General features: G+C 62.4%; 24 protein-coding genes. 20 read left to right on the plus strand and 4 right to left on the minus strand.

Annotation, left to right across the window (positions count from 1 at the left end):
- Nucleotides 1-87: 87 nt before the first annotated feature.
- The 6 genes from EZI54_RS13555 to EZI54_RS13580 all read left to right on the plus strand — a co-directional run bounded on the left by EZI54_RS13555 (nt 88) and on the right by EZI54_RS13580 (nt 4,665).
- On the plus strand, nt 88-324 hold the full coding sequence (locus tag EZI54_RS13555; RefSeq protein WP_131482427.1) for a hypothetical protein: 237 nt from the start codon (nt 88-90) through the stop codon (nt 322-324).
- 297 nt (nt 325-621) lie between these two features.
- Nucleotides 622-1,590: an XdhC family protein gene (locus tag EZI54_RS13560; RefSeq protein WP_131482428.1), complete on the plus strand. Its 969-nt coding sequence runs from the start codon at nt 622-624 to the stop codon at nt 1,588-1,590.
- A gap of 51 nt (nt 1,591-1,641) precedes the next feature.
- Nucleotides 1,642-2,268, plus strand: coding sequence for a methylthioribulose 1-phosphate dehydratase (locus EZI54_RS13565; protein ID WP_131482429.1), 627 nt, complete (start codon nt 1,642-1,644; stop codon nt 2,266-2,268).
- A complete protein-coding gene (locus EZI54_RS13570) occupies nt 2,265-2,825 on the plus strand; it encodes a 1,2-dihydroxy-3-keto-5-methylthiopentene dioxygenase (RefSeq protein WP_131482430.1) in 561 nt (186 codons plus the stop codon). Before EZI54_RS13565 ends, EZI54_RS13570 begins: the two co-directional genes overlap by 4 nt.
- Entirely contained in the window at nt 2,822-3,514 is a 693-nt protein-coding gene (gene mtnC, locus EZI54_RS13575; protein WP_131482431.1) for an acireductone synthase, read from the plus strand. The genes EZI54_RS13570 and mtnC overlap by 4 nt, the downstream gene beginning before the upstream one ends.
- A gap of 107 nt (nt 3,515-3,621) precedes the next feature.
- Nucleotides 3,622-4,665: a DUF3080 domain-containing protein gene (locus EZI54_RS13580; RefSeq protein ID WP_131482432.1), complete on the plus strand. Its 1,044-nt coding sequence runs from the start codon at nt 3,622-3,624 to the stop codon at nt 4,663-4,665.
- A 6-nt stretch (nt 4,666-4,671) separates the two neighbouring features.
- On the opposite strand, the gene tfpB is transcribed toward EZI54_RS13580, so the two are convergent.
- The 4 genes from tfpB to arsC are packed head-to-tail and all read right to left on the minus strand — an operon-like array spanning nt 4,672 to nt 7,789.
- Nucleotides 4,672-6,453: a type IV pilus assembly ATPase TfpB gene (gene tfpB, locus EZI54_RS13585; protein WP_207389215.1), complete on the minus strand. Its 1,782-nt coding sequence runs from the start codon at nt 6,451-6,453 to the stop codon at nt 4,672-4,674.
- Between the two features lie 7 nt (nt 6,454-6,460).
- Nucleotides 6,461-6,814: a DUF2069 domain-containing protein gene (locus EZI54_RS13590; RefSeq protein ID WP_131482485.1), complete on the minus strand. Its 354-nt coding sequence runs from the start codon at nt 6,812-6,814 to the stop codon at nt 6,461-6,463.
- A gap of 8 nt (nt 6,815-6,822) precedes the next feature.
- Nucleotides 6,823-7,425: an NAD(P)H:quinone oxidoreductase gene (gene wrbA, locus EZI54_RS13595; RefSeq protein WP_131482434.1), complete on the minus strand. Its 603-nt coding sequence runs from the start codon at nt 7,423-7,425 to the stop codon at nt 6,823-6,825.
- Nucleotides 7,426-7,435: 10 nt separating this feature from the next.
- A complete protein-coding gene (gene arsC, locus EZI54_RS13600; protein ID WP_131482435.1) occupies nt 7,436-7,789 on the minus strand; it encodes an arsenate reductase (glutaredoxin) in 354 nt (117 codons plus the stop codon).
- Between the two features lie 74 nt (nt 7,790-7,863).
- Here arsC and EZI54_RS13605 point away from each other — a divergent pair, with 74 nt between their 5' ends.
- The 14 genes from EZI54_RS13605 (at nt 7,864) to EZI54_RS13670 (ending at nt 23,483) form a co-directional block, all read left to right on the plus strand.
- Entirely contained in the window at nt 7,864-8,316 is a 453-nt protein-coding gene (locus EZI54_RS13605; RefSeq protein WP_242674464.1) for a TlpA family protein disulfide reductase, read from the plus strand.
- A 136-nt stretch (nt 8,317-8,452) separates the two neighbouring features.
- Nucleotides 8,453-11,941, plus strand: a complete 3,489-nt coding sequence (gene dnaE / locus EZI54_RS13610) for a DNA polymerase III subunit alpha (protein ID WP_131482437.1) — start codon at nt 8,453-8,455, stop codon at nt 11,939-11,941.
- Between the two features lie 153 nt (nt 11,942-12,094).
- On the plus strand, nt 12,095-13,048 hold the full coding sequence (gene accA / locus EZI54_RS13615; protein WP_131482438.1) for an acetyl-CoA carboxylase carboxyl transferase subunit alpha: 954 nt from the start codon (nt 12,095-12,097) through the stop codon (nt 13,046-13,048).
- Nucleotides 13,049-13,091: 43 nt separating this feature from the next.
- Nucleotides 13,092-14,354 (plus strand): tRNA lysidine(34) synthetase TilS, encoded by a 1,263-nt coding sequence (tilS, locus tag EZI54_RS13620; protein ID WP_165495751.1) that lies wholly within the window; start codon nt 13,092-13,094, stop codon nt 14,352-14,354.
- A gap of 90 nt (nt 14,355-14,444) precedes the next feature.
- Nucleotides 14,445-16,079 carry a CTP synthase gene (locus EZI54_RS13625; RefSeq protein ID WP_131482440.1) on the plus strand — a complete coding sequence of 545 codons (1,635 nt, stop codon included), beginning with the start codon at nt 14,445-14,447 and terminating at the stop codon, nt 16,077-16,079.
- Nucleotides 16,080-16,141: 62 nt separating this feature from the next.
- A complete protein-coding gene (gene kdsA, locus EZI54_RS13630; RefSeq protein WP_131482441.1) occupies nt 16,142-16,987 on the plus strand; it encodes a 3-deoxy-8-phosphooctulonate synthase in 846 nt (281 codons plus the stop codon).
- 56 nt (nt 16,988-17,043) lie between these two features.
- Nucleotides 17,044-18,339, plus strand: coding sequence for a phosphopyruvate hydratase (gene eno, locus EZI54_RS13635; RefSeq protein ID WP_131482442.1), 1,296 nt, complete (start codon nt 17,044-17,046; stop codon nt 18,337-18,339).
- A gap of 227 nt (nt 18,340-18,566) precedes the next feature.
- On the plus strand, nt 18,567-18,839 hold the full coding sequence (gene ftsB / locus EZI54_RS13640) for a cell division protein FtsB (protein WP_123635515.1): 273 nt from the start codon (nt 18,567-18,569) through the stop codon (nt 18,837-18,839).
- Nucleotides 18,840-18,868: 29 nt separating this feature from the next.
- The gene (gene ispD, locus EZI54_RS13645; protein WP_131482443.1) at nt 18,869-19,576 is read left to right on the plus strand and encodes a 2-C-methyl-D-erythritol 4-phosphate cytidylyltransferase; all 708 of its coding nucleotides are present in this window, start codon (nt 18,869-18,871) and stop codon (nt 19,574-19,576) included.
- Nucleotides 19,576-20,055: a 2-C-methyl-D-erythritol 2,4-cyclodiphosphate synthase gene (gene ispF, locus EZI54_RS13650; RefSeq protein WP_131482486.1), complete on the plus strand. Its 480-nt coding sequence runs from the start codon at nt 19,576-19,578 to the stop codon at nt 20,053-20,055. The genes ispD and ispF overlap by 1 nt, the downstream gene beginning before the upstream one ends.
- Nucleotides 20,052-21,035: a tRNA pseudouridine(13) synthase TruD gene (gene truD / locus EZI54_RS13655; RefSeq protein ID WP_131482444.1), complete on the plus strand. Its 984-nt coding sequence runs from the start codon at nt 20,052-20,054 to the stop codon at nt 21,033-21,035. Before ispF ends, truD begins: the two co-directional genes overlap by 4 nt.
- Before the next feature lie 80 nt (nt 21,036-21,115).
- Nucleotides 21,116-21,865, plus strand: a complete 750-nt coding sequence (surE, locus tag EZI54_RS13660; protein WP_131482445.1) for a 5'/3'-nucleotidase SurE — start codon at nt 21,116-21,118, stop codon at nt 21,863-21,865.
- Nucleotides 21,865-22,521, plus strand: coding sequence for a protein-L-isoaspartate(D-aspartate) O-methyltransferase (locus EZI54_RS13665; protein ID WP_131482446.1), 657 nt, complete (start codon nt 21,865-21,867; stop codon nt 22,519-22,521). Before surE ends, EZI54_RS13665 begins: the two co-directional genes overlap by 1 nt.
- A complete protein-coding gene (locus EZI54_RS13670) occupies nt 22,518-23,483 on the plus strand; it encodes a DUF368 domain-containing protein (protein WP_242674465.1) in 966 nt (321 codons plus the stop codon). Before EZI54_RS13665 ends, EZI54_RS13670 begins: the two co-directional genes overlap by 4 nt.
- The last annotated feature ends 31 nt before the right edge of the window (nt 23,484-23,514 follow it).

Here is a 23,514-nt window from a genome sequence, read left to right on the forward strand (position 1 = left end):
AGTGTGCCAGCATGAGCGACACTTAATACTGTGTGCTCTGGATCTGTGTTGAAATAGCGGGACTTGAAAGCCATCAGGGAGTTATTCATGCGTAAGTTGATTCTGGTCGCGCTGGTTGGGTTGGTGCTCGCCGGCTGCAGTAAGGACCGTGTGTTCTGGGACGACAACGGTAAAGTGGATGAAGCCACCCAGGACCGGAAGGTCTGGGACGATAATGGCAAGATTGACTCCAAGGATCGCAAAGTCTGGGATTCCAACGGCAAGATGGATTCCGGAGAGCGTAAGATCTGGAATGACAGTAACGGGGACCCGGTGATCGAGTGATTCGACGATTGAGATGGGTATCTGATCAAGGCGCCGGGCATTGCCCGGCGTTTTGCGTTTGGCCTGCCGGGTGCCGGAACAGTCCCGCTCGAGCCCCATGGATGTCGAGGATGAATTGAGTGACTGCTTCAACTGCGGCTAGACTCCTGCTAACAAACACCAGGTGAAGGGTCGGCATGCCTGGACGGGAATCCCCGTTTCGGCGTCGAACAGGAATCGGAAATGATCGTAACCCGGGTTGCCGGTTGCAGAAAGGCCGCGCGCGTATGGCGCAAGGCGCTGCGGGGGAGAGGCTAGATGGCGCACCCTCAGATGTCCGTTCTCGAGTCTGCCCGGCGATGGCTGGCAGCGGGCGAGCGTGTCTGGCTCTGTACCATCCTGGAAACCTGGGGGTCGTCGCCGCGACCTGCCGGATCGATGCTGGCGGTGAGCGGTGACGGCCACTGGGCCGGGTCGGTATCCGGAGGTTGCCTGGAGGAAGACCTGCTGCAGCGCACCGCCCGGGGCGATCAGCCCGATACGCCGGTGATCGTTGATTACGGTATCAGCGCGGGCGATCAGGAGCGTTTCAGGTTGCCCTGCGGTGGTCGTATCCAACTGCTGGTGGAGCCCCTGTCCGCTCGACATCTTGATGGCATGCAGCAGCTACTGCAGGCGCTGGCGGACAATCGAGCGGTCTGCCGGATCGTGGCGCTGGACACGGGGGCGGTTTCGATTGAGCTTGATGTCCCGGCGCCAACCGGGATCCGTCAGGAAGAGGGCCGCGTCCATCAGGTACTGGGGCCCGAATGTCGATTGCTGCTGGTAGGCGCTGGTGACGTGTCCGCCCATGTGGCCGCCTTTGGCCATCGCTGCGGCTTCGCGGTAACCCTGTGTGAGCCCCGGGAAGCCTTCCTGCGGGGCTGGTGGGAAGCGGAGACGCCGGCGGTTGCTACATTGCCCGACGATCTGGTGATGGAATCCTTCAGTGACCGCTATAACGCGGTGCTGGCGCTGGCGCACGACCCCCGGGTCGACGACATGGCTCTACTGGCTGCGCTCAATTCCGAGTGCTTCTATGTTGGCGCGATGGGGTCGAAGCAGACGTCCCGTGCCCGTCGCGAGCGGCTCTTGTCCCTGGGCGTTACCGATGAGCAACTGGCGCGTCTGCACGCTCCTGTCGGCGTAGCCATCCGCAGCAAAACGCCGGCGGAAATCGCTGTATCGATCATTGCGGATCTGGTGGACGCCCGACATGACTTGCTGGCCGGTAGCGGCGCTCTATAATACCGGGCAATTGATGAAGGATTCCTGAGTTGCCGACCGCCTGGAGGCCCCATGTTTGATGTAACCCGCTATGCCGAGGCTGCCCAGTCGCTGATCGAAGCCGGCCGTTTCCTGTATGCCAACGGCTGGTCTCCGGCGACCAGTTCCAACTATTCTGCCCGCATCGATGAGCAGCATGTCGCGATTACCGTGTCCGGTCGCCACAAGGGGCAACTGGGTGCCGGCGACATCATGGTGGTGGACCTGACGGGAAAGCCGGTGCAGAGCAATACCCGTTCGTCGGCGGAAACCTTGTTGCACACGGTACTCTATGAGCAGTTTCCGGATATTGGTGTGGTGCTGCATACCCACTCGGTGAATGCCACGGTGCTCAGCCGGGCGCTGGCAGGTGAAGGGCGGCTCGAGTTGCGGGACTACGAGTTGCAGAAAGCCTTTCCGGGCGTGGGCACCCACGAGTCCACGCTGAGCATCCCGATTTTCGAGAACACGCAGGATATCGAAGCGCTGTCCCGGGAGACGCGGCAATGGTTTGCCGAGCATCCGGACCAGCCGGGCTACCTGATCCGGGGACATGGCCTTTATACCTGGGGAAAGACCATGGCAGACTGTTTACGCCATGTTGAGGCATTTGAGTTCCTGTTCGCCTGTGAACTGGAAATGATGAAGGTGATACGATGACCACGCTACGAATTTACCGCGAGCAACAGCCGGATCAGCCGAAGGTTGTGACCGACGACCCGAGCGACATCCAGCGTCTGCTGGAGGAGCAGGGCGTCCGCTTCGAACAGTGGCCGACCCGCGATCTGCCGGCCGACGCTTCCCAGGACGCCATCCTGGAGGCGTACGCCGATGAAGTCGCACGGCTGACAGACGAGTGCGGCTTCCAGACCGCCGATGTGGTCAGCCTGAGCGCCGACAACCCCAACAAGGATGCGGCACGCAGGAAATTCCTCGATGAGCACACCCACAGCGAGGATGAAGTCCGTTTCTTCGTGCGGGGCCAGGGGCTGTTCTACCTGCACTTCGGTGACAGGGTATACGCCATACTGTGCCAGCAGAACGACCTGATCAGCGTACCGGACGGTACCCGCCACTGGTTCGATATGGGACCGGAACCGGAATTCACCTGCATCCGCCTGTTCTCCAACCCGGACGGCTGGGTGGCCAGTTTTACCGGCGAGGATATTGCCAGCCGCCTGCCGCGATACGAGAGCATGCTGGGAGCAGCCGGATGATTCGCGTCATCCTGACGGACATCGAGGGCACCACCAGCTCCATCAGCTTCGTGCACGATGTCCTGTTCCCATATGCCGCCGAACACATGGCGGCGTTCGTGCGGGAGCGGGCGGATGACCCGGCGGTGCGGGAGCAACTGGATGCGGTAGCCCGGGAAACCGGAACCGACGCCCGCGATCTGGAGGCGTTGGTTACGGTGCTGCAGGGCTGGATCGACGAGGACCGCAAGGCCACACCGCTGAAGGCCCTGCAGGGCATGATCTGGGAAAAGGGCTATCGCGACGGCGACTTCCAGGGCCACGTCTATGACGATGCGGCCGGGAAGCTGCGTGAATGGCACGATCGCGGTTTGCGCCTGTACGTGTATTCGTCCGGTTCCGTGCAGGCCCAGAAGCTGATCTACGGCTTCAGTCGGTGTGGTGACCTGACGCCGTTTTTCAGTGGCTACTTCGATACCCGGATCGGCGCCAAGCGCGAAACCGCGGCGTATCAGGCGATCCTGGATGACCTGGGTGTCGAGCCCGAGACGGTCCTGTTCCTGTCGGATGTGACCGCGGAGCTGGATGCGGCGTCTGAAGCCGGCATGGAGACCATCCTGTTGGTCCGTGATGGCGATGCGCCGCAGACCGACTACCGGGTTGCCCGCGACTTCGACGAGGTCGACGGACTGATGAACACAATCGACTGATACCGGGGCGGGCTTATTCGGCCCGCCTTCTGCACTTTTTCTCCTTTCCCTGCGTACACTTGGCTCAGACACCTGCTTTCGGGGCTGATGCATTGCGCGCGACGACGATGATCCTCATTTCGGTTTTGGCCAGTCTGCTGGCGGGCTGCAATCCGTTCTCGGCGCCGGACGCCATGATGGACGAGTATGTCGATCGGGTAGCCCGCGTCCTGGACGAAGGCACACACTTGTCCAGCGTACCCCTGGCGGACCTGTTTCCCCGACGCCGGGAGCGGCGGCTGGAGATGCCGAGGCTGGAGCTGGACATGCTGGATTTCCTGTCTCTATACGGGTGTGACCTGCAGGTGGTCGTCGGCGAACGCAACTCCGGCCTGGGGCGGGTGATGCAGCCGGTCAACGTATTGCGCTACGAATTGCGCTTCATCAATGCCGCGCGGGATTGCCTGCCCAAGCTGGCAGACGACAGGGAACTGTACGCCTCGGTGAAACAGGCCCGTGAAGCCAAACTGGAAAGCCTGCCGATCGCCATCTGGAACGCCACCTGGGCCACGGAGGAGATTGAGCAACTCTTTACCCGGACGGAAGGTCCGCTACCGATGGACGCCAGCGGCGAGATGGTGGCGGATCTATCCGCCGATCTCGGCCTGCTGAACGACCGGCTTGCGGCCATCGAGTCGGGCGATATGAGTATCGATCTGGGCTTTCTGGGCGGTGTGCACCAACGCTGGCAGGCGGAAAACCGGATGGGGCAACTGATCAAGAGCGCCCTGTTGCTCACCACGCGCCTGAACGACGCGGCGGACCTGGTCGAGCAGCGACTGGCGGATCATCCGCTGTGTCTGAATGGTCAAACGAACAATGACGCGGATATCGCCAGGAACATGTTCTTCAAGATCTACGCGGGGAAAGTCCAGCCCTACCTGGCGGCCGTGGAACAGGCGCGGCAGTCACTGGTGCCGGGTTTCGAGGAACTGGGTCGCAGCCAGATGGCGGTGATGCCCGAGGGTTTCAAGGCCTATTTCAAGCGCTATATCAGCCAGCAGGGGCCGGACAGTCTCTGGCGGCAATTCGATGAGGCCATCGCCCGACATACCAGGCAATGGCAGATCCTGCTAAAACAGTGCGGGATGTCGCCCGGCGCGGCGTCCTGATCCGGGTCAGCGCTGGCTTTCCGGTGTGACCCGCAGGATCTCCTCGATGGTCGTGGAGCCGGCGGCAATCTTCTGGGCGCCGCTCAGGCGCAGCGACCGCATGCCGTCCTTGTAGGCATCGATCCGCAATTGCTCCAGGTCGCAGGATTCGTCCACGCGCTGGCGCAGGGCGGGGGAGAGCTGCAGGATCTCGTAGACCCCGGCCCGGCCGCGATACCCCGTGTTGCGGCATTCCAGGCAGCCGCCCGGCGCATAGACTTCCGTGGGCTTGGGCGCCTTCCAGGGGCGGGTCAGGCTGGCCCAGGCTTTCTCGTTGATCTGCGCGGGTTGCTTGCAACTGGGGCAAAGCGTCCGTACCAGACGCTGGGCCATGACCCCCAGCACCGTCGCCCGAATCAGGTAAGGCGGAATACCCAGCTCGATCAGGCGGGTGATGGCACTGGGCGCATCGTTGGTGTGCAGGGTGGACAGCACCAGGTGGCCGGTCAGCGCCGCCTGGACCGCCATCTCGGCGGTTTCCAGGTCACGGATCTCACCCACCATGATGATGTCCGGATCCTGCCGCAGCAGGGCCCGGACTCCGGAAGCAAAGGTCAGGTCGATGCCGTGCTGGACCTGCATCTGGTTGAAGGCCGGCTCCACCATCTCGATCGGATCCTCGATGGTGCAGATGTTGACTTCCGGCGTGGCCAGTTGCTTCAGGGTCGAGTAGAGCGTGGTGGTCTTGCCCGAACCGGTGGGGCCGGTGACCAGCACGATGCCGTGGGGCTGGCCGGTCATCTCGTTCCAGCGCTGGATATCGTCCTTGCCGAAGCCGAGCTGGTCAAAGCTCTTGAGCAGGACCTCCGGATCGAAAATCCGCATGACCATCTTCTCGCCAAAAGCCGTGGGCATGGTGGCCAGACGCAGCTCCACCTCGCTGTTGTCCGGCTTGCGGGTCTTGATGCGGCCGTCCTGGGGCTTGCGCTTTTCGGCGACGTTCAGGCGGCCGAGGATCTTCAGGCGGCTGACCACGGCAACACCGACCTGGTCGGGGAACTCATAGACGTTGTGCAGCACGCCGTCGATACGGAACCGAACCTGGGAGATATTCCGGCGGGGTTCGATGTGAATATCGCTGGCGCGTTGCTCGAAGGCGTACTGCAACAGCCAGTCGACGATCTTGACCACGTGCTGATCGTTGGCGTCCGGGCTTTTGTCGTCGCCCAGGTCCAGCAACTGTTCGAAGTTGTGGATGTTGCCGCCGCCCTGGCCGGCACTGCCGCTGGCTTTGCTGACCGAGCTGGCCAACTGGTAGAACTCGACAGTGAAGCGCCGGATGTCTTCCGGGTTGGCAACGACGCGCTTGATGTCCTTTTTCAGGACGTGGCGCAGGTTGGCTTCCCAGTCACCCTTGAACGGTTCGGCGCTGGCGATCCAGACTTCCTCGGGGTATATCTCCACTGCCAGGATATTGTGGCGCTGGGCAAAGGCGAACGACATGACCCGCGCGACGCCGGGGGCGTCGATCTTCAGGGGATCGATGTGGTAATAACGCTGGTTGGCCCAGTTGGCGAGCCATTCGGTGAGCCGGTCCAGATCCAGGGTGCGCCCGGTTTTCTGGCTGGTCAGCCCGGCAATCGCGACCACTTCCAGGGGGTGGCGCTTGTTGGAATCCGCGCCCAGGTTGGCGGTCAGTACGCGCTCGGCGTCTTCCTGGGTGATCTGCCCGTCGTCCACCAGGGCCGTGCAGATGTCCCGAAGAGTCAGCGTGGCGCGTGGCGGAGCGGCAAGGGTGGTGGTCGACATAGGCAAACTACTCGGGCCGGTTGGTTTTCAGATGCACCATAGCAGAAACGAACAGCAGGAGTGTGACCAGGGCATTGATACTGGGCACCACCGCCCCCTGTGTCAGCCAGGCGCTGACCGTGAACTGGGTGAAATAGAAGATCAGCACGAAACTCAGCCAGATCAGCCCCCGGTTATCACCGCGGATCACGATGGGGATGAACAACAGCAGGGGCACCAGCTTGACCGTCAGCACCAACGGCAGGGACAGCGCCGGATCCGGCGCCGGCCAGAAGGTGGTCAGGACCAGGAGCGCCAGTAGCAGGCCGTAGAGCACCTGACAGAGTAGGCGGGTATGGCGGGCTCGCGCCGAATGCAGCATCGTCACCTCTAATCCGACAGTGTCACCGCCAGGCGCCCCAGCCTTTCGCCGAGGGCCTGGCAAATGGTGGCTTCGTCTGGCGTGATCGTGTGGGGCTCATCGGTGCCGGCCCAGTGACTGGCGCCGTAGGGCGTGCCTCCGGCCCCGGTCCGCGACAGGGCCGGTTCCGTATACGGTACCCCGGTAATCAGCATGCCGTGGTGCATCAGGGGTATGGCCATGGAGAGCAGGGTCGCTTCCTGGCCGCCGTGCAAACTGCCGGTGGAGGTGAAGAGGGCGGCAGGTTTGTCCACCAGCGCCCCGTTCAGCCACAGGTCGCCCGTGGAATCCAGGAAATGCTTGAGCGGTGCCGCCATGTTGCCGAACCGCGTAGCACTGCCCAGCGCCAGGCCGGCGCAGTGACGCAGCTCCTCAACGGTGCCGTAGACCGCACCCTCTTCGGGGACGGGCGGCATGCTGGCTTCGCTGTCCGGGGAGACCGGCGGCACGGTGCGCACACGGGCCTCGATGCCATTGACGCGGTTCACTCCACGGGCGATCTGCAGCGCCATGTCGGCCGTGTGGCCGCTGCGGCTGTAATACAGGACGAGAATATAGGGCTGTTCGCTCATCCGGTTGACCTCAGAGGATGTCCAGTACGGATTCCGGGGGCCGGCCCAGGGCGGCTTTGCCGTCGTGCAGGACGATCGGCCGCTCGATCAGTTTCGGATGGGCCACCATGGCCTCGATCAGCTGGTCGTCGGTGAGGCTGCTGTCATCCAGGCCCAGTTCCCTGTATTCGGATTCGCCCTTGCGCATCAGGTCCCGTGGCGACTTGCCCAGCTGTTTAAGGATGCCGGCAAGCTCGTCGGCCGTCGGCGGTGTGTCCAGGTAGCGGAGGATTTCCGGCTGGATGCCTTTCTCTTCAAGCAGTGCCAGGGTCTGGCGCGATTTGGAGCAGCGTGGATTATGGAAAATGCGGGTTGGTTCTGTCATTGTGCTGGCCTCGAATTCCGGGTTCTCATGATCGGCGTTAGCATTGGAAGGGTAGTCTAACAGGAGGGATGCGTTTGCAGTACATTCAACGGTTTATCCCGATAGGTCTGGTACTGGCGGGTGCCTTGGTACTGTCCGGCTGCAACCGTCCCAGCTTCCAGGATGCCCAGGGACAGACCCTGGACTGGTCCAGCCTCCGTGGCCAGTGGGTCGTGGTGAACTACTGGGCCGAGTGGTGCAAGCCCTGTCGCGAGGAAATTCCCGAGCTGAACCAACTGGACCAGTCGCCGGAGGTGACCGTGCTGGGGGTCAATTTCGACGGCATCACCGGTGAACCATTGCGCGCCGTGGCTGACAAGATGCAGATCCGCTTCCGCCTGCTGGCGGAGGATCCGGGACCGGCGCTCGACTGGAAGCAGCCGGTCGGTCTGCCCGCGTCCTTTATCGTCACGCCCGAGGGCAAGCTGCTGGAAGCCCGGTTCGGCGCCCAGACCGAAGACGGTCTCAGGGCGTTGATGGATCTCTGAAACGCGCCGGATTCCTGAGTGGTCCGATGCCGCATGCGATCGGATCGATTGACGGAAATCAAGGGCGAATTGTCGCGGCAGCGCTGTTAGAATTTGCCTTTGATTGTTGACCCAAACAGAGCCTGATTTGCAGCCCATGTCCAATACCTTTGTCCATCTGCGCGTCCACTCCGAATACTCCCTGGTGGACGGTATTGTCCGTATCAAGCCGTTCATCAACCGGGTGGCCGAGCTCAACATGCCGGCGGTGGGGCTCACCGAGCAGTCCAACATGTGCTCCCTGGTCCGCTTCTACAAGGCCGCGATGGGGGCGGGCGTCAAGCCGATCATCGGGGCCGACATCTGGCTGGAAAACCCCGAGGAGCCCGAGAAGCCCTTCCGGCTGACCCTGTTTGCCCGCAACCAGACCGGTTACCTGCACCTGACGGAAATCATCTCCCTGGGCTATACCGACGGCCAGCTCCACGGTGTCCCCATTATCCGGCGGGAGTGGATCGAGGCCCGGGCAGAGGGGCTGCTGGCCCTGTCCGGCGCGAAAGTGGGTGACGTCGGTCGGGCGTTGCTGGCGGGCAAGGTGGATCTGGCCCGCGAGCGCGCGGAATACTGGAAACGCCTGTTCCCGGATGCCTACTACCTGGAATTGCACCGCACCGGGCGGCCGGGCGATGAGGACTGCCTGCACCTGAGTGTCGAGCTGGCCGACCAGATGGAACTGCCGGTGGTCGCCACCAACGACGTCCACTTCCTCAACCAGGAGGATTTCGAGGCCCATGAGGCCCGGGTCTGTATCGGTGAAAGCCGGACACTGGACGATCCGCGGCGGGAGCGTCGGTTCAGCGACCAGCAGTACCTGCGCAGCCCCGAGGAAATAATCGAGCTGTTCTCCGATATTCCCGAAGCGATCGAGAACACGGTCGAGATTGCCCGCCGATGCAGCGTCAAGGTGCGCATGGGTGAATACTTCCTGCCGGATTATCCGATCCCGGACGGGATGACCATGGACGACTACTTCCGCAAGGTATCGGAAGAGGGCCTTGAGGACCGGCTGTCGCGGACCATCTCCAAAGACGATCCGGACTATGAGGAAAAGCGCGCGGCCTATTACAAGCGCCTCAATTTCGAGCTGGACATCATCATCCAGATGGGGTTCCCGGGCTACTTCCTCATCGTTATGGACTTCATCAAGTGGGCCAAGAACAACGGGGTTCCGGTCGGGCCGGGGCGAGGTTCGGGCGCCGGCTCGCTGGTGGCCTACGCCCAGCAGATCACCGACCTGGACCCGCTGGAGTATGACCTGCTGTTCGAGCGCTTCCTGAACCCGGAGCGGGTGTCCATGCCCGACTTCGACGTCGATTTCTGTATGGAAGGCCGTGACCGGGTCATCGACTACGTGGCCGAGAAGTATGGTCGGGCGGCGGTCTCCCAGATCATCACCTTCGGTACCATGGCTGCCAAGGCGGTGGTACGTGACGTGGCGCGGGTGCAGGGCAAGTCCTATGGCCTGGCGGACAAGCTGTCCAAGCTGATTCCGTTCGAGGTGGGCATGACCCTGAACAAGGCCATCGAGCAGGAAGAGCAGTTGCGGGATTTCCTGGCCCAGGATGAGGAAGCCCAGGAAATCTGGGAAATGGCCCTCAAGCTCGAGGGTGTCTGCCGGAACGCCGGCAAGCACGCCGGGGGCGTGGTGATCGCGCCCACCAAGATTACCGACTTCTCGCCACTCTACTGCGATGACGAGGGCGGCTCGCCGGTCACCCAGTTCGACAAGGGCGACGTCGAGGACGCCGGGCTGGTCAAGTTCGACTTCCTGGGGCTGCGGACCCTGACGATCATCAACTGGGCCCTGGAGATGATCAATCCCAAGCGGGAGAAGCAGGGCCAGGCACCGCTGGATATCGGCAAGATTCCGTTGGACGACGTGCGGTCGTTCGACATGCTGAAGAAGGCGGAAACCACGGCGGTCTTCCAACTGGAATCCCGCGGCATGAAGGACCTGATCCGCCGCCTGCAGCCGGACTGCCTGGAAGACATGATCGCCCTCGTGGCCCTGTTCCGTCCCGGTCCGCTGCAATCGGGCATGGTGGACGACTTCATCGACCGGAAGCACGGACGCCAGCCGCTGTCCTATCCGCACCCGGACTATCAATACGAAGGCCTGAAGCCGGTACTGGAGCCCACCTACGGCGTCATCCTCTACCAGGAACAGGTCATGCAGATTGCCCAGGTGATGGCCGGTTACACCCTGGGTAACGCCGACATGCTGCGCCGGGCCATGGGTAAGAAAAAGCCTGAGGAGATGGCGAAGCAGAAGCAGTTCTTCCTGGAAGGCTGTGAGAACAACGGCATTGAGAAGACCCTGGCCGAGAACATCTTCGACCTGGTGGAAAAATTCGCCGGTTACGGTTTCAACAAATCGCACTCTGCCGCCTACGCGTTCGTGTCTTACCAGACGCTGTGGCTCAAGGCGCATTACACCGCCGAATTCATGGCTGCGGTACTGACCGCCGATATGCAGAACACCGACAAGGTGGTGACGCTGGTCGAGGAGTGCCGCAGCCTGAAGCTGGACCTGGTCCTGCCGGACGTCAGCACCTCGGAGTACACCTTTACGGTGAACGAAGAGGGGCAGGTGGTTTATGGCCTGGGGGCCATTAAAGGTCTGGGTGAAGGGCCGATCCAGAGTATTGTCGAGGCGCGCAGGGAAGGCGGTGCGTTCAAGGATATGTTCGATTTCTGCAAGCGTGTCGATCTCAAGCGGGTCAACAAGCGCGCGATCGAGGCCCTGATCCGTGCCGGTGCCATGGACAAGCTCGGCCCGGGCCGGGCGCAGATGATGGCCAGCATCGAGAAAGCGGTGCAACAGGCCGGCCAGCAGTCCCGCAACGAGTCCGTGGGCATGGTGGACATGTTCGGGGAAACCCTGGACGGCACCGATTGCGACCCGTTCGAGGAAGTCCGCAATGTGCGGGAATGGCCGGAGAAAGAGCGCCTCAAGGGCGAGAAGGATACCCTGGGCCTGTACCTGACCGGTCATCCGTTTGACGAATACGAGAAGGAAGTCCGCCGGTTTGCCCGCCAGTCCATCGCCGACCTCAAGCCGGGCAAGGCGCCACAGCGCGTGGCCGGCCTGGTCGTGGCCATGCGTACCATGAGGAACAAGCGGGGGCAGACCATGGCGTTTATCACCCTGGACGACCGGTCCGCCCGCATCGAGGCGACGCTGTTCTCCGAGACCTTCAACGACAACCGGGAACTGTTGCAGTCCGACGAAGTGGTGGTGGTGGACGGCACCGTCAGTCATGACGATTATTCCGGTGCCCTGAAGATGCGGGTCAGCGATGTGATGGACGTGGCGACGGCCCGGCAGCGCTACAGCCGGGGCCTGCAGATGTCGCTCTCCGCCTCCCAGTTGGGCAATGGCCTGCTGGACAAACTGGACCGCACACTGCAGCCTCACCGGGGGCGCGAGGGGACCGGCTGCCCAGTGTGGATCAACTACCAGAGCGACGAGGCCCGCACCCGGATTCAACTGGGTGAAACCTGGCGGGTCCAGCCCAACGACGATTTGCTGCTAAACTTGCGACATCTTGTCGGCGACCAGGCGGTGGAACTGGTTTACGACTAATGTGTATAGCGCAAGCGGGTTCGGACGAGCCGGGTTATACCAATGTCCGCTTTTTATAGGCATTCGGGCCTGTTAGGTTCCCTACATGACACTGGAATGGGTGTCCCGATACCGGTTTAGACGGGACACGAGAGCCAACGACGACGGAAGATCATGAATCCCAACTACCTGGATTTCGAACAGCCTATTGCCGACCTGGAAGCCAAGATCGAAGAGCTGCGCCTGGTTGGTAACGACAGCGAACTGAACATCACCGACGAAATCAGTCGCCTCAAGAACAAGAGCGTCAGCCTTACGGAGAACATCTTCTCCAGCCTGACGTCCTGGGACATCGCCCGGCTGGCGCGTCATCCCCGGCGCCCGTACACGCTGGACTACATCGAGATGATGCTCGACGATTTCGATGAGTTCCACGGTGACCGCAAGTACGCCGACGACCTCTCGATCGTGGGTGGTACGGCTCGGCTTGACGGCCAGCCGGTGATGGTCATCGGTCATCAGAAGGGACGTGAAGTCAAGGACAAGGTCAAGCGCAATTTCGGGATGCCCCGGCCGGAGGGCTACCGTAAGGCCCTGCGTCTTATGGAGATGGCCGAGCGCTTCCGCATGCCGATCCTGACCTTTATCGACACGCCGGGCGCCTACCCGGGCATCGGTGCCGAAGAGCGGGGCCAGAGTGAAGCCATCGCCTACAACCTGGCGGTGATGTCGCGCCTGAAGACCCCGGTGATCGCCACGGTGATCGGCGAGGGTGGTTCCGGCGGGGCGCTGGCCATCGGTGTCTGTGACCGCCTCTACATGCTCCAGTATTCCACGTACTCGGTGATTTCACCGGAAGGCTGCGCCTCCATTCTCTGGAAGAGCGCCGAGTACGCCGCCCAGGCTGCCGAGGCCATGGGGGTAACGGCCAGCCGGTTGAAGGAACTCAACCTGGCGGACGTAGTGATTCCCGAGCCGCTGGGAGGCGCCCATCGCTCGCCGGAAGAGATGGCGAAAGCGCTCAAGGCCCAGTTGAAATCCGGCCTGGCCGAACTGTGTGCGCTGGAAACGGACGACCTGGTCGATCAGCGCTATGAGCGCCTGACCGCCTATGACTCCGGCCGGTAACCGGCTCGATCCTTCGACATGGCCTGCGGCATTGCGGCAGGCCATGTCATCCCTCCCCGACTCTTCACGCATGGTGGTTGCCCTCAGCGGTGGCCTGGATTCCGTTTTCCTCCTGAATGCAGCGGCATCCTGGTTTGCCGATCGTGACGACTGTACCGTCAGTGCCTTGCATGTGAACCACCAACTGCAGCCAGCGGCCCGGGATATGGCGGAGTACAGCCGGTTGGCCTGTGACGCCCTGGGTGTGCAACTGGTGCAGGTTCGTGTGGACGTCAGCGATGGCGACAGTATCGAGAACGAAGCCCGCAAGGCCCGTTACCGGGCGTTCGAGCAGCACCTTCAGCCGGACGACTGCCTGTTGATGGCCCATCATGCGGACGACCAGGCTGAAACCGTGTTGTTTCGCCTGGTACGGGGCAGCGGTGTGCGGGGCCTGGCCGGCATGCCGCAGAGCCGCGAACTGGGAGCGGGGCACCTGTGTCGCCCGCTGTTGGGGCTGGAGCGGCGTGACATCGAGGCACTTGCCGGGTCATGGGGGCTGCAATGGTTCGACGATCCCACCAATGCGGAAACCGGCTTCGATCGCAACTATCTCCGGCACCAGGTACTGGCACCGCTGGTGCACCGCTGGCCGGGAGTGCTCGGCAGTATTGGCCGGGCGGCCCGGCAATGCGATGAAGCCAGCCAACTGACGGCCCGTCTGGCGGCCTTGCAGCGCCGGGAGATCGAGGACGGCCAGGGGCGCCTGTCGGTCTCCGGGCTGGTCGCGCTGGATGATCTGCCGGCACAGAAAAATCTGCTACGCTGGTGGTTGATTGATTGCGGATACGAACCACCGCCGGCGGCCCGGTTGGAGCAGGCCCTTACCGATTTGCTGTACGCCGGGCAGGACCGGGAGCCGGAGTTGCGTGGCGAGGGCTATCACCTCCGGCGCTACCGGGAGCGGCTGTATTGCCTGCGCGACAAATTCGATGAGCCGGTGTCTCCCGCGACCTGGGTCACCAGTGAGCGTTTGTCCTGGGCCGGCGGCGAAGTCAGGGCGATCGGGGGCGGGCGTTGCCTGACCCTGACCGTGACGGCACGGGCCGGCGGTGAACGTCTTCGGCCCGTACCGGGTGGCCCCAGCCGGCCACTGAAGAAATGGCTGCAGGAGCAGGGCGTGCCGCCCTGGGAGCGGGACCGTATCCCGCTGATCTGGCAGGACGGAGAACTGATGGCTGTCGGCGATCTGTGGGTTTCCCCTACACTTGTGGAGGCCACTGGCGTCGCGTCATGGCGGATTGTCTGGGAGCGGGATTGTCGTTGAGTAAGCGGGGGCCTTCTGGTATTCTGGCGTCCCATCTTGAGATGACAATCTCCCCCCTTCACCGAACCAGATAAATCACACGGAAACTGCATGACGCGTTATATTTTCGTCACCGGCGGTGTCGTGTCCTCATTGGGCAAAGGGATCGCTTCCGCTTCCCTTGCGGCCATCCTTGAGGCGCGCGGCTTAAAGGTCACCATTCTCAAGCTGGACCCATACATCAACGTCGATCCCGGCACCATGAGCCCTTTCCAGCATGGTGAAGTCTTCGTGACCGAAGACGGTGCCGAGACCGACCTCGACCTCGGGCACTACGAGCGTTTTATCCGTACCCCGATGAGTCGCCGCAACAACTTCACCACCGGTCGCGTCTACGAAGAGGTGATCCGCAAGGAGCGCCGGGGCGATTATCTGGGCGGCACCGTACAGGTCATTCCCCACATCACCGACGAAATCAAGCGTCGGGTCGTCGAAGGCGCCGCCGGTGCCGATGTGGCCCTGATCGAAATCGGCGGTACGGTCGGGGACATCGAATCCCTGCCGTTCCTGGAAGCCACCCGCCAGCTGAAAGTGGAAGTGGGGCCGCGTCGTGCACTCTTCATGCATCTGACCCTGGTGCCCTACATCGCCACCGCCGGTGAGGTGAAAACCAAGCCGACCCAGCACTCGGTGAAGGAAATGCGCTCGATCGGCCTGCAGCCGGATATCCTGCTGTGCCGCTCCGAGCATGAAGTGGACCTTAGCTCCCGCCGTAAGATTGCGCTGTTCACCAACGTGGAAGAGCGGGCGGTTATCCCGTTGCAGGATGCGAAATCCATCTACCAGATTCCCCGCATGCTGCATGAGCATGGCCTGGACGAGCTGATCATCGAGCGCTTTGGTCTGGAGAGTGACGCCGGTGCGGTGAACCTGTCCGAATGGGATGCGGTGGTCGATGCCCAGCTCAATCCGGAGCATGAAGTGACCATCGCCATGGTCGGCAAGTACATGGAACTGCTGGACGCCTACAAATCGCTGATCGAGTCCCTGTTGCATGCCGGCATCAAGACGCGCACCAAGGTCAACATCAACTACATCGATTCCGAAGACATCGAGCGTGACGGTACCGGCGCGCTGGAATCCGCCGACGCCATCCTGGTGCCGGGCGGCTTCGGTGAGCGTGGTGTGGAAGGCAAGATCGAAACCGTTCGCTACGCCCGAGAGAACAAGGTGCCGTACCTGGGCATCTGTCTGGGGATGCAGGTGGCGGTTATCGAATACGCCCGCAATGTCGCAGGCCTGACCGATGCCCACAGTACCGAGTTCCGCCCGCAGACCACGACGCCGGTCGTCGGTTTGATCACCGAATGGCTCGATGCCACCGGGGAAACCGAGCAGCGCGACGCCGCTTCCGATCTGGGCGGCACCATGCGTCTTGGCGCCCAGGACTGCGTACTGGGCGACGATTCCACCATTGCCCAGTGCTACGGCCGCAAGGTGATTCGCGAGCGCCATCGTCATCGTTACGAGGTGAACAACCATTTCCTGCCGCAGCTGCAGAATGCCGGGCTGCGTATTTCCGGGCACTCCACCGACGGCCGTCTGGTCGAGGTTGTCGAGGTGGCGGATCACCCCTGGTTCGTGGCCTGCCAGTTCCACCCGGAATTCACGTCCACACCGCGTGACGGGCACCCCCTGTTCAAGGGCTTCGTCGAGGCGGCCCTGAATCGCAGGAAAACGAGTTAAACGTCGCGCCGGCCCACTGTGGCCGGCGCCGTTGTTTCCATCGCAGGAGCATTGAGTCCGACATGTCTCAGAAAACCATCACGGTCGCGGACCTGTCCATCGCCAACGACCGGCCGTTCGCGCTGTTTGGCGGGATGAACGTTCTCGAATCCCGCGACCTGGCCATGGAAGTGGCTGAAACCTACGTCGATGTGACCCGCCGGCTGGGCATTCCCTACGTTTTCAAGGCGTCTTTCGACAAGGCCAACCGGTCGTCCATCCACTCCTTCCGGGGCCCGGGCCTGGACGCCGGCATGGAAATCCTCAAGGACATCAAGGACCGTTTCGGCGTGCCGATCATCACGGATGTCCACGAGCCCTGGCAGGCCCAGCCTGCCGCCGAAGTCTGCGAGGTTATCCAGCTGCCGGCCTTCCTGAGCCGCCAGACGGACCTTGTCGAGGCCATGGCCCGCACCGGCGCGGCGATCAATATCAAGAAAGCCCAGTTCCTGGCACCCCAGGAGATGAAGCACATCATCAACAAGTGCCGGGAAGCGGGCAACGACCGCATTATCCTGTGCGAGCGCGGGACCAGCTTCGGTTACAACAACCTGGTGGTCGATATGCTGGGCTTCGGCATCATGAAGGACTTCCAGTACCCGGTGTTCTTCGATGTCACCCATGCCCTGCAGATGCCGGGCGGGCGTGCCGATTCGGCCGGGGGGCGGCGGGCCCAGGTGGCCGATCTGGCCCGGGCGGGGATGTCCCAGGGGCTGGCCGGCCTGTTCCTGGAAGCTCACCCGGATCCGGAGAACGCCAAGTGTGACGGTCCCTGTGCACTGCGCCTGAAGCAGTTGGAACCGTTCCTCAAGCAGGTCAAGGCCATCGACGACCTGGTCAAGGGCTTCGAACCCCTGGATACGGCCTGATATTTCCCAATCCTGAATTTTCCAATTCCGATAAATCTAAATTCTGGAGATAAAGCATGACCAAGATCGCGGATATCAAAGCGCGCGAAATCCTTGATTCACGGGGCAACCCCACGGTAGAAGCCGATGTTATCCTTGAGTCCGGCACTGTCGGCCGCGCCTGTGCACCGTCCGGCGCCTCCACCGGCTCCCGCGAAGCCCTGGAACTGCGCGACAAGGATGCTTCCCGTTATATGGGCAAGGGCGTCACCAAGGCGGTTGGCGCGGTCAACACCCGCATCCGTGAAGCCCTGAAAGGTTTCGACGCAGCTGATCAGCGCGGCCTGGACAAGGTCATGATCGATCTGGACGGCACCGAGAACAAAGCCAACCTGGGTGCCAACGCCATCCTGGCGGTGTCCCTGGCCGCGGCCAAAGCGGTAGCGGCCGAGCGCAGGATTCCACTCTACGCCCACATCGCCGATATCAACGGCACCGCAGGTCAGTACTCCATGCCGGTCCCGATGATGAATATCCTCAACGGCGGTGAGCATGCCGACAACAACGTCGACATCCAGGAATTCATGATCCAGCCGGTGGCGGCGTCCAGCTTTGCCGAAGCCCTGCGTATCGGTGCCGAAATCTTCCACAACCTGAAGAAGGTGCTGCAGGCCAAGGGCCTGAACACCGCCGTCGGCGACGAAGGTGGCTTCGCCCCGAACCTGCCGTCCAACGAAGGCGCACTGGCGGTGATCAAGGAAGCGGTTGAGAAGGCCGGTTACGAGCTGGGCAAGGACGTGACCCTGGCCCTGGACTGCGCGTCCTCTGAATTCTATCGCGATGGTCAATACGACCTGGCGGGCGAAGGCAAAAAATACGATGCTGCCGGCTTTGCCGACTACCTGGCTGGCCTGTGCGACAGCTATCCGATTGTGTCCATTGAAGACGGTATGGACGAGAGCGACTGGGACGGCTGGGCCACCCTGACCGAAAAAGTGGGTGACCGGGTACAGCTGGTCGGTGACGATCTTTTCGTGACCAACACCAAGATTCTGAAACAGGGTATCGACAAGTCCATTGCCAACTCCATCCTGATCAAGTTCAATCAGATCGGCAGCCTCAGCGAAACCCTGGACGCCATCAAGATGGCGCAGGACGCCGGCTACACAGCGGTGATCTCGCACCGGTCCGGTGAAACCGAAGACACCACGATTGCCGACCTGGCCGTGGCCACCTGCGCGGGCCAGATCAAGACCGGCTCTCTGTGCCGTTCTGACCGTGTGGCCAAGTACAACCAGCTGCTGCGTATCGAGGAAGAGCTGGCTGGAAAAGCACCTTACCGTGGCCTGAAGGAAATCAAAGGCCAGGCGTAAGCTGGCGGCACAGCGCCCGGCCAGACCGGTTACCGGGCGTGTTGCACAGGAAGGCTCAGGTGTAAAATCTGGGCCTTTTTGTCAGATCAGGCCAGGTTGGGCCGTGCATCTTTATTTTTGCGTGGTTCCGTAATCGCGCCTGGCTGATTTTTAGGCTAGACTTCGGTGGAAGTTCATAATGCAGCGCGCTGATTGTGCGCTGTTTTTGTCTCTATCAGGGTTTGTTCATGAAAGTGTTGTGGGCTGTCATGGCTGTATTCATCGTTCTTCTGCAGGCGCGCCTGTGGATCGGCGAGGGCAGTTTTGCGCAAGTCTGGCAGCTGCAGCAGAAGATTGAAGCCCAGAAAGCCGAGAATGGCACGCTGGCGGATCGCAACGAACGACTCTATGCCGAAGTGCGCAACCTGCGCAGCGGCAAGGGCGCGATCGAAGAGCGCGCGCGCATGAATCTCGGCCTGATTCGCGAAGATGAAACCTTCTTCCTGGTGGTCGATCCCTGATCTTCAACCGGGCCCCTTCGGATAGTTCCATGACGCAACGGCAATACTGGCTTGTGGTTCCTGCCGCGGGCATCGGGCAGCGCATGCAGGCCGACCGCCCGAAGCAGTATCTGCAACTCAGGCAGCGCTATATTCTGGATATCACCCTGTCCCGTCTTTTGGACACCGGCCTGTTTGCGGGGGCCATGGTGCCTCTGCATCCTGACGACCGCTGGTTCGTCGGCAGTGACAGCGCCTCTGACGCCCGCATCCTCACCTGTACCGGCGGCGGCGACCGTTCCGACTCCGTTCTGTCCGGGCTGGATGCACTGGCCGGCAGGTTGTCCGATGACGACTGGGTGCTGGTTCATGATGTGGCTCGTCCCTGTGTCGCGGCCGAGGATATCCGGCGGCTGATTGTCGGCCTGGGGGAGGGCGATATCGGGGGGCTGCTGGCGGCGCCGGTCTCGGATACCATCAAGCGTCAGGCTGCTGACGCCGACTCGGTCTCGGAGACGGTCGATCGCCGCGCCCTGTGGCGTGCCTTTACGCCCCAGCAATTCCGCTATGGCCTGCTGCGCACCGCACTTGGGCGGGCCCGGGATCGCGGGGTTGCGGTGACCGACGAATCGTCGGCCCTGGAGGCCATGGGATACGCACCGAAGCTGGTCCGCGGCCGGACCGACAACATCAAGATTACCGTGCCCGAGGACCTTCCGCTGGCGGGCTGGATACTGGATCAACTGGAACACAAATGATGCGAATCGGACAGGGCTACGACGTCCATGCCTTCTGTGAGGGCGACCATGTGATGATCGGCGGTGTGCGGATTCCCCATGGCCAGGGCGTCAGGGCGCACTCCGACGGCGACGTCCTGCTGCACGCGGTGGCAGACGCGCTGCTCGGTGCTGCGGCGTTGGGCGATATTGGGCACTTCTTCCCGGATACGGAGGCCCAATGGCAGGGCGCTGACAGCCGCGAGCTGTTGCGGTCCGTCTACCGGGCCGTCCGGGAAGCCGGCTTCCGCGTGGCCAACGTCGACAGCACGATCATAGCCCAGAAGCCCAGGATGGCGCCGCATATCGCGCAAATGCGTGAATGTATCGCCGCCGACCTGGAGGTGCCCGTTTCGACGGTCAGCGTCAAGGCTACCACCACCGAGAAACTGGGATTCACCGGGCGTGAAGAGGGCATCGCGTGTCAGGCCATCTGCCTGTTGCTGGATGGCCCCCAATGAGTCACTGGCGTCTCGATTGGCCATCCGCGTCAGGGCCCCGGTTGGGTACTGCGGTGATGCGGTCGCAGCCGGAGGATTTCCAGGTCGTGGAGGAGATGGCCTCTCCTTTTTCGGGAGAGGGCGAGCATCTGTGCCTGTTCCTGGAAAAGCGGGGCGACAATACGGAGTACGTGGCCCGTCAGCTTGCTTCCATGACGGGTATCCGGCCCTTCGATGTCGGCTTTTGCGGCCTCAAGGACCGGCATGCCGTGACCCGTCAATGGTTCAGCCTCTATCGCCCGGGCCGGACAGACGACACCGGGCTGGTGGAGGCGATTGGTGAGCACTGGGTGGTCCTGGAGCAATCCCGTCACCAGCGCAAGCTGCGGCGCGGTGATCACGTCGGCAACCGTTTCCGGCTGACGCTGCGCGATGTGACGGCACCAGGGGCCGCGCTGGATGAGCGGCTTGCGGCCATCCGCGCGGGCGGGATTCCCAACTATTTTGGCCCGCAGCGATTCGGCCGTGACGGCAATAACCTGTCACAGGCCGTCGCGCAGGGTGATCGGCCACGACGCGGGCGCAATTTCAAGGCGGGTATGGCCTTTTCAGCCGCCCGGTCATGGCTGTTTAATGAAGTTCTGGCAGAACGGGTGGCGCGGGGCGACTGGGGCCGTCTCCTGGATGGCGATCCCTGGTCGTCCGAGCCCTCCGGCCCGCTTTGGGGGGACGGCGGCACCCAGGCCACGGGTGAGCTGGAGGCGATCGAACGGGCCGTGGTTGCCCGGCATCCGGATATGGCGGCGGTGTTTGCCAGCACCCGGATGAAGCCCGAGCGCCGTCCATTGATGCTGCCGATTTCCGGACTGGACTGGAACTGGCCCGGGCCAGACTGCCTGCAGCTGGATTTCCGTTTGGCCCCGGGCGGTTTTGCCACGGCCCTGGTAGCCGAAATTCTCGACACTGTTGCTGGCGGGAGCGATGCAAACCCGGCATCATAGTCGGTTGACATCCATACTCCTGCCATCGGTTTGAATGCGGACCGGTGACTTTGGCGGCAGGCAATGATACGGAGACTGAAGTGCGGATTTTGCTGGCGAATGATGACGGTGTTCATTCTCCGGGGCTGAAGGTTCTTTACGAAGGGCTCCGGGGACTCGGTGAACTCAGTGTGGTGGCCCCTGACCGCGATCACAGCGGTGCAAGCAACTCCCTGACACTGAATCGCCCATTGACGGTCGAGACCCATCCCCAGGGGTTCCTGTCGGTGGACGGTACGCCGACGGACTGCGTCCACCTGGCCGTGAACGGGCTGTTCGACCGCCCGTTCGACCGGGTTGTTTCAGGCATCAACACCCACGCCAATCTCGGCGACGACGTGATTTACTCCGGGACGGTCGCTGCCGCCACGGAAGGGCGGTCGCTGGGGTTGCCGGCGATTGCCGTCTCCCTGGTAAACGATGGGCACTTCCACTATGAAACGGCGGCGCGCGCCGTACGTATGCTGGTGGAAAAGGAAGCGACCCTGGCCCTGGGGCCGCGCTGTCTTCTGAACGTGAACGTCCCGGATGTACCCTGGGACGAGCTGGCCGGCTTCCAGGTGACGCGCCTGGGGCATCGTGGGCGTGGCGAGCCTGCCATTCCAATGACCTGCCCGCGGGGCAAGAAACGCTACTGGATCGGTGCGGCCGGTGCCGGCGACGATGCCGGTCCGGGAACGGATTTTTACGCGGTCCGTCACAACTACGTCTCGATCACACCGATCCAGGTGGATATGACGCGTCATGAGGCCCTGGATTCGTTGCGTCACTGGCTGGAGGCGGACGACTGATGGTGGCAGAACTGCAGGGGATCGGTATGACATCCCGTCGGACCCGAATGAGACTGATCCAGCGCCTGCGGGAGTCGGGCATCCGGGATGAGCGGGTGCTGACCGCGTTGTCGGAGACGCCACGCCATATCTTTCTGGACGAGGCGCTGGCTCACCGAGCCTACGAGGACACGGCATTGCCCATCGGCTACCAGCAGACCCTTTCCCAGCCGTACATCGTGGCCCGCATGACCGAAGTCCTGATGGAGCATGCCCCGTCGCGGGTCCTGGAACTGGGAACCGGATCCGGGTACCAGGCCGCTGTCCTGGCGCAGCTGGTTGACGAAGTGTTCAGCGTCGAGCGGATTAACCCGCTGCTCAACAAGGCGCGTGAGCGCATGCGGACGCTCAGGTTGCGTAATACCAACCTGCGGCTCGCCGGCGACGTGATAGGCTGGCCCGAGCAGGCGCCTTTCGATGGCATTATCGTGACCGCGGCGCCGGCCTCCTTGCCGGATGAACTGCTGTCTCAACTGGCCGATGGCGGTGTCATGGTGGTACCCATTGGAGAGGCCTCCCAGATCCTGACGAAAATCATCCGCCAGGGTGACGATTATGAGGTTACCGAACTGGAACCGGTTCGCTTCGTGCCACTGCTGGGTGGGGTGGTCCGATGAGCGGTAAGCAGCATGCTTCGCCCGAGCGCCATCACCCGGCTGCGATCTTCCTGCGGGGATTGGCCATGGGCGCAGCCGATGTGGTGCCGGGCGTTTCCGGCGGCACGATCGCGTTTATTACCGGTATTTACGAGCGCCTTCTTAACGCGATCGGTGCTTTTCCGGGCGCGTTGACCGGGGAACTGCTCCGCGGGCGCGTGGGGGCTTTCTGGGCGCGGATGGACGGTACCTTCCTGGCGTTGTTGTTCGGGGGGATCCTTGTCAGCATCGTCACGCTGTCCGGCGCGATTCGTTTTGCACTCTCCCACTATCCGGTGTTGCTCTGGAGTTTCTTCTTTGGCCTGATCCTGGCGTCGGCGTGGCACGTGGGGCGTGAGATCGGCCGCTGGGGGATCGGGCAGTTCCTGCTTCTCGCGATCGGGGCGGTAGCGGCCTGGCTTGTTACCCAGATGTCGCCGGGCGAAGCCCCGGTGACCTACTGGACGCTTTTCGGATCCGGCGCCCTGGCCATCTGCGCGATGATCCTGCCGGGGATTTCCGGCAGTTTTATCCTGTTGATGATCGGCATGTACGGGCCGATCCTGACCGCCGTTAACGAATGGCAACTGGACCGTCTTGGACTGTTTGTGACAGGTTGCATTATCGGGCTACTGTCCATTGCGCAACTGCTGTCATGGGCTTTCCGTCGCTATCGGGATGGCATGCTCGCGCTTTTGACCGGTTTCATGCTGGGGGCGTTGAGCAAGGTCTGGCCCTGGAAAGAGGCTGTCAGTTGGCGTATCAACAGCCATGGCGAGCGGGTTCCGCTGGAAGAGATCAACCTGTTGCCCGGCACATACGCCAATGTGACCGGAGAGTCGTCCGCACTGATGATGGCGATTGGCCTGGCTATCCTTGGAGCGATCGTCGTCCTGGGTCTGGAGTGGTTTGGCCGGATGCGACAGTCTCGCGCGACGGTGTGACCCGGTCGTGTTTCGGGCAGGATGGTGTTCC

Origin of the sequence: Marinobacter halodurans (assembly GCF_004327985.1) — a bacterium.
In the GTDB taxonomy this organism is placed as follows: domain Bacteria; phylum Pseudomonadota; class Gammaproteobacteria; order Pseudomonadales; family Oleiphilaceae; genus Marinobacter_A; species Marinobacter_A halodurans.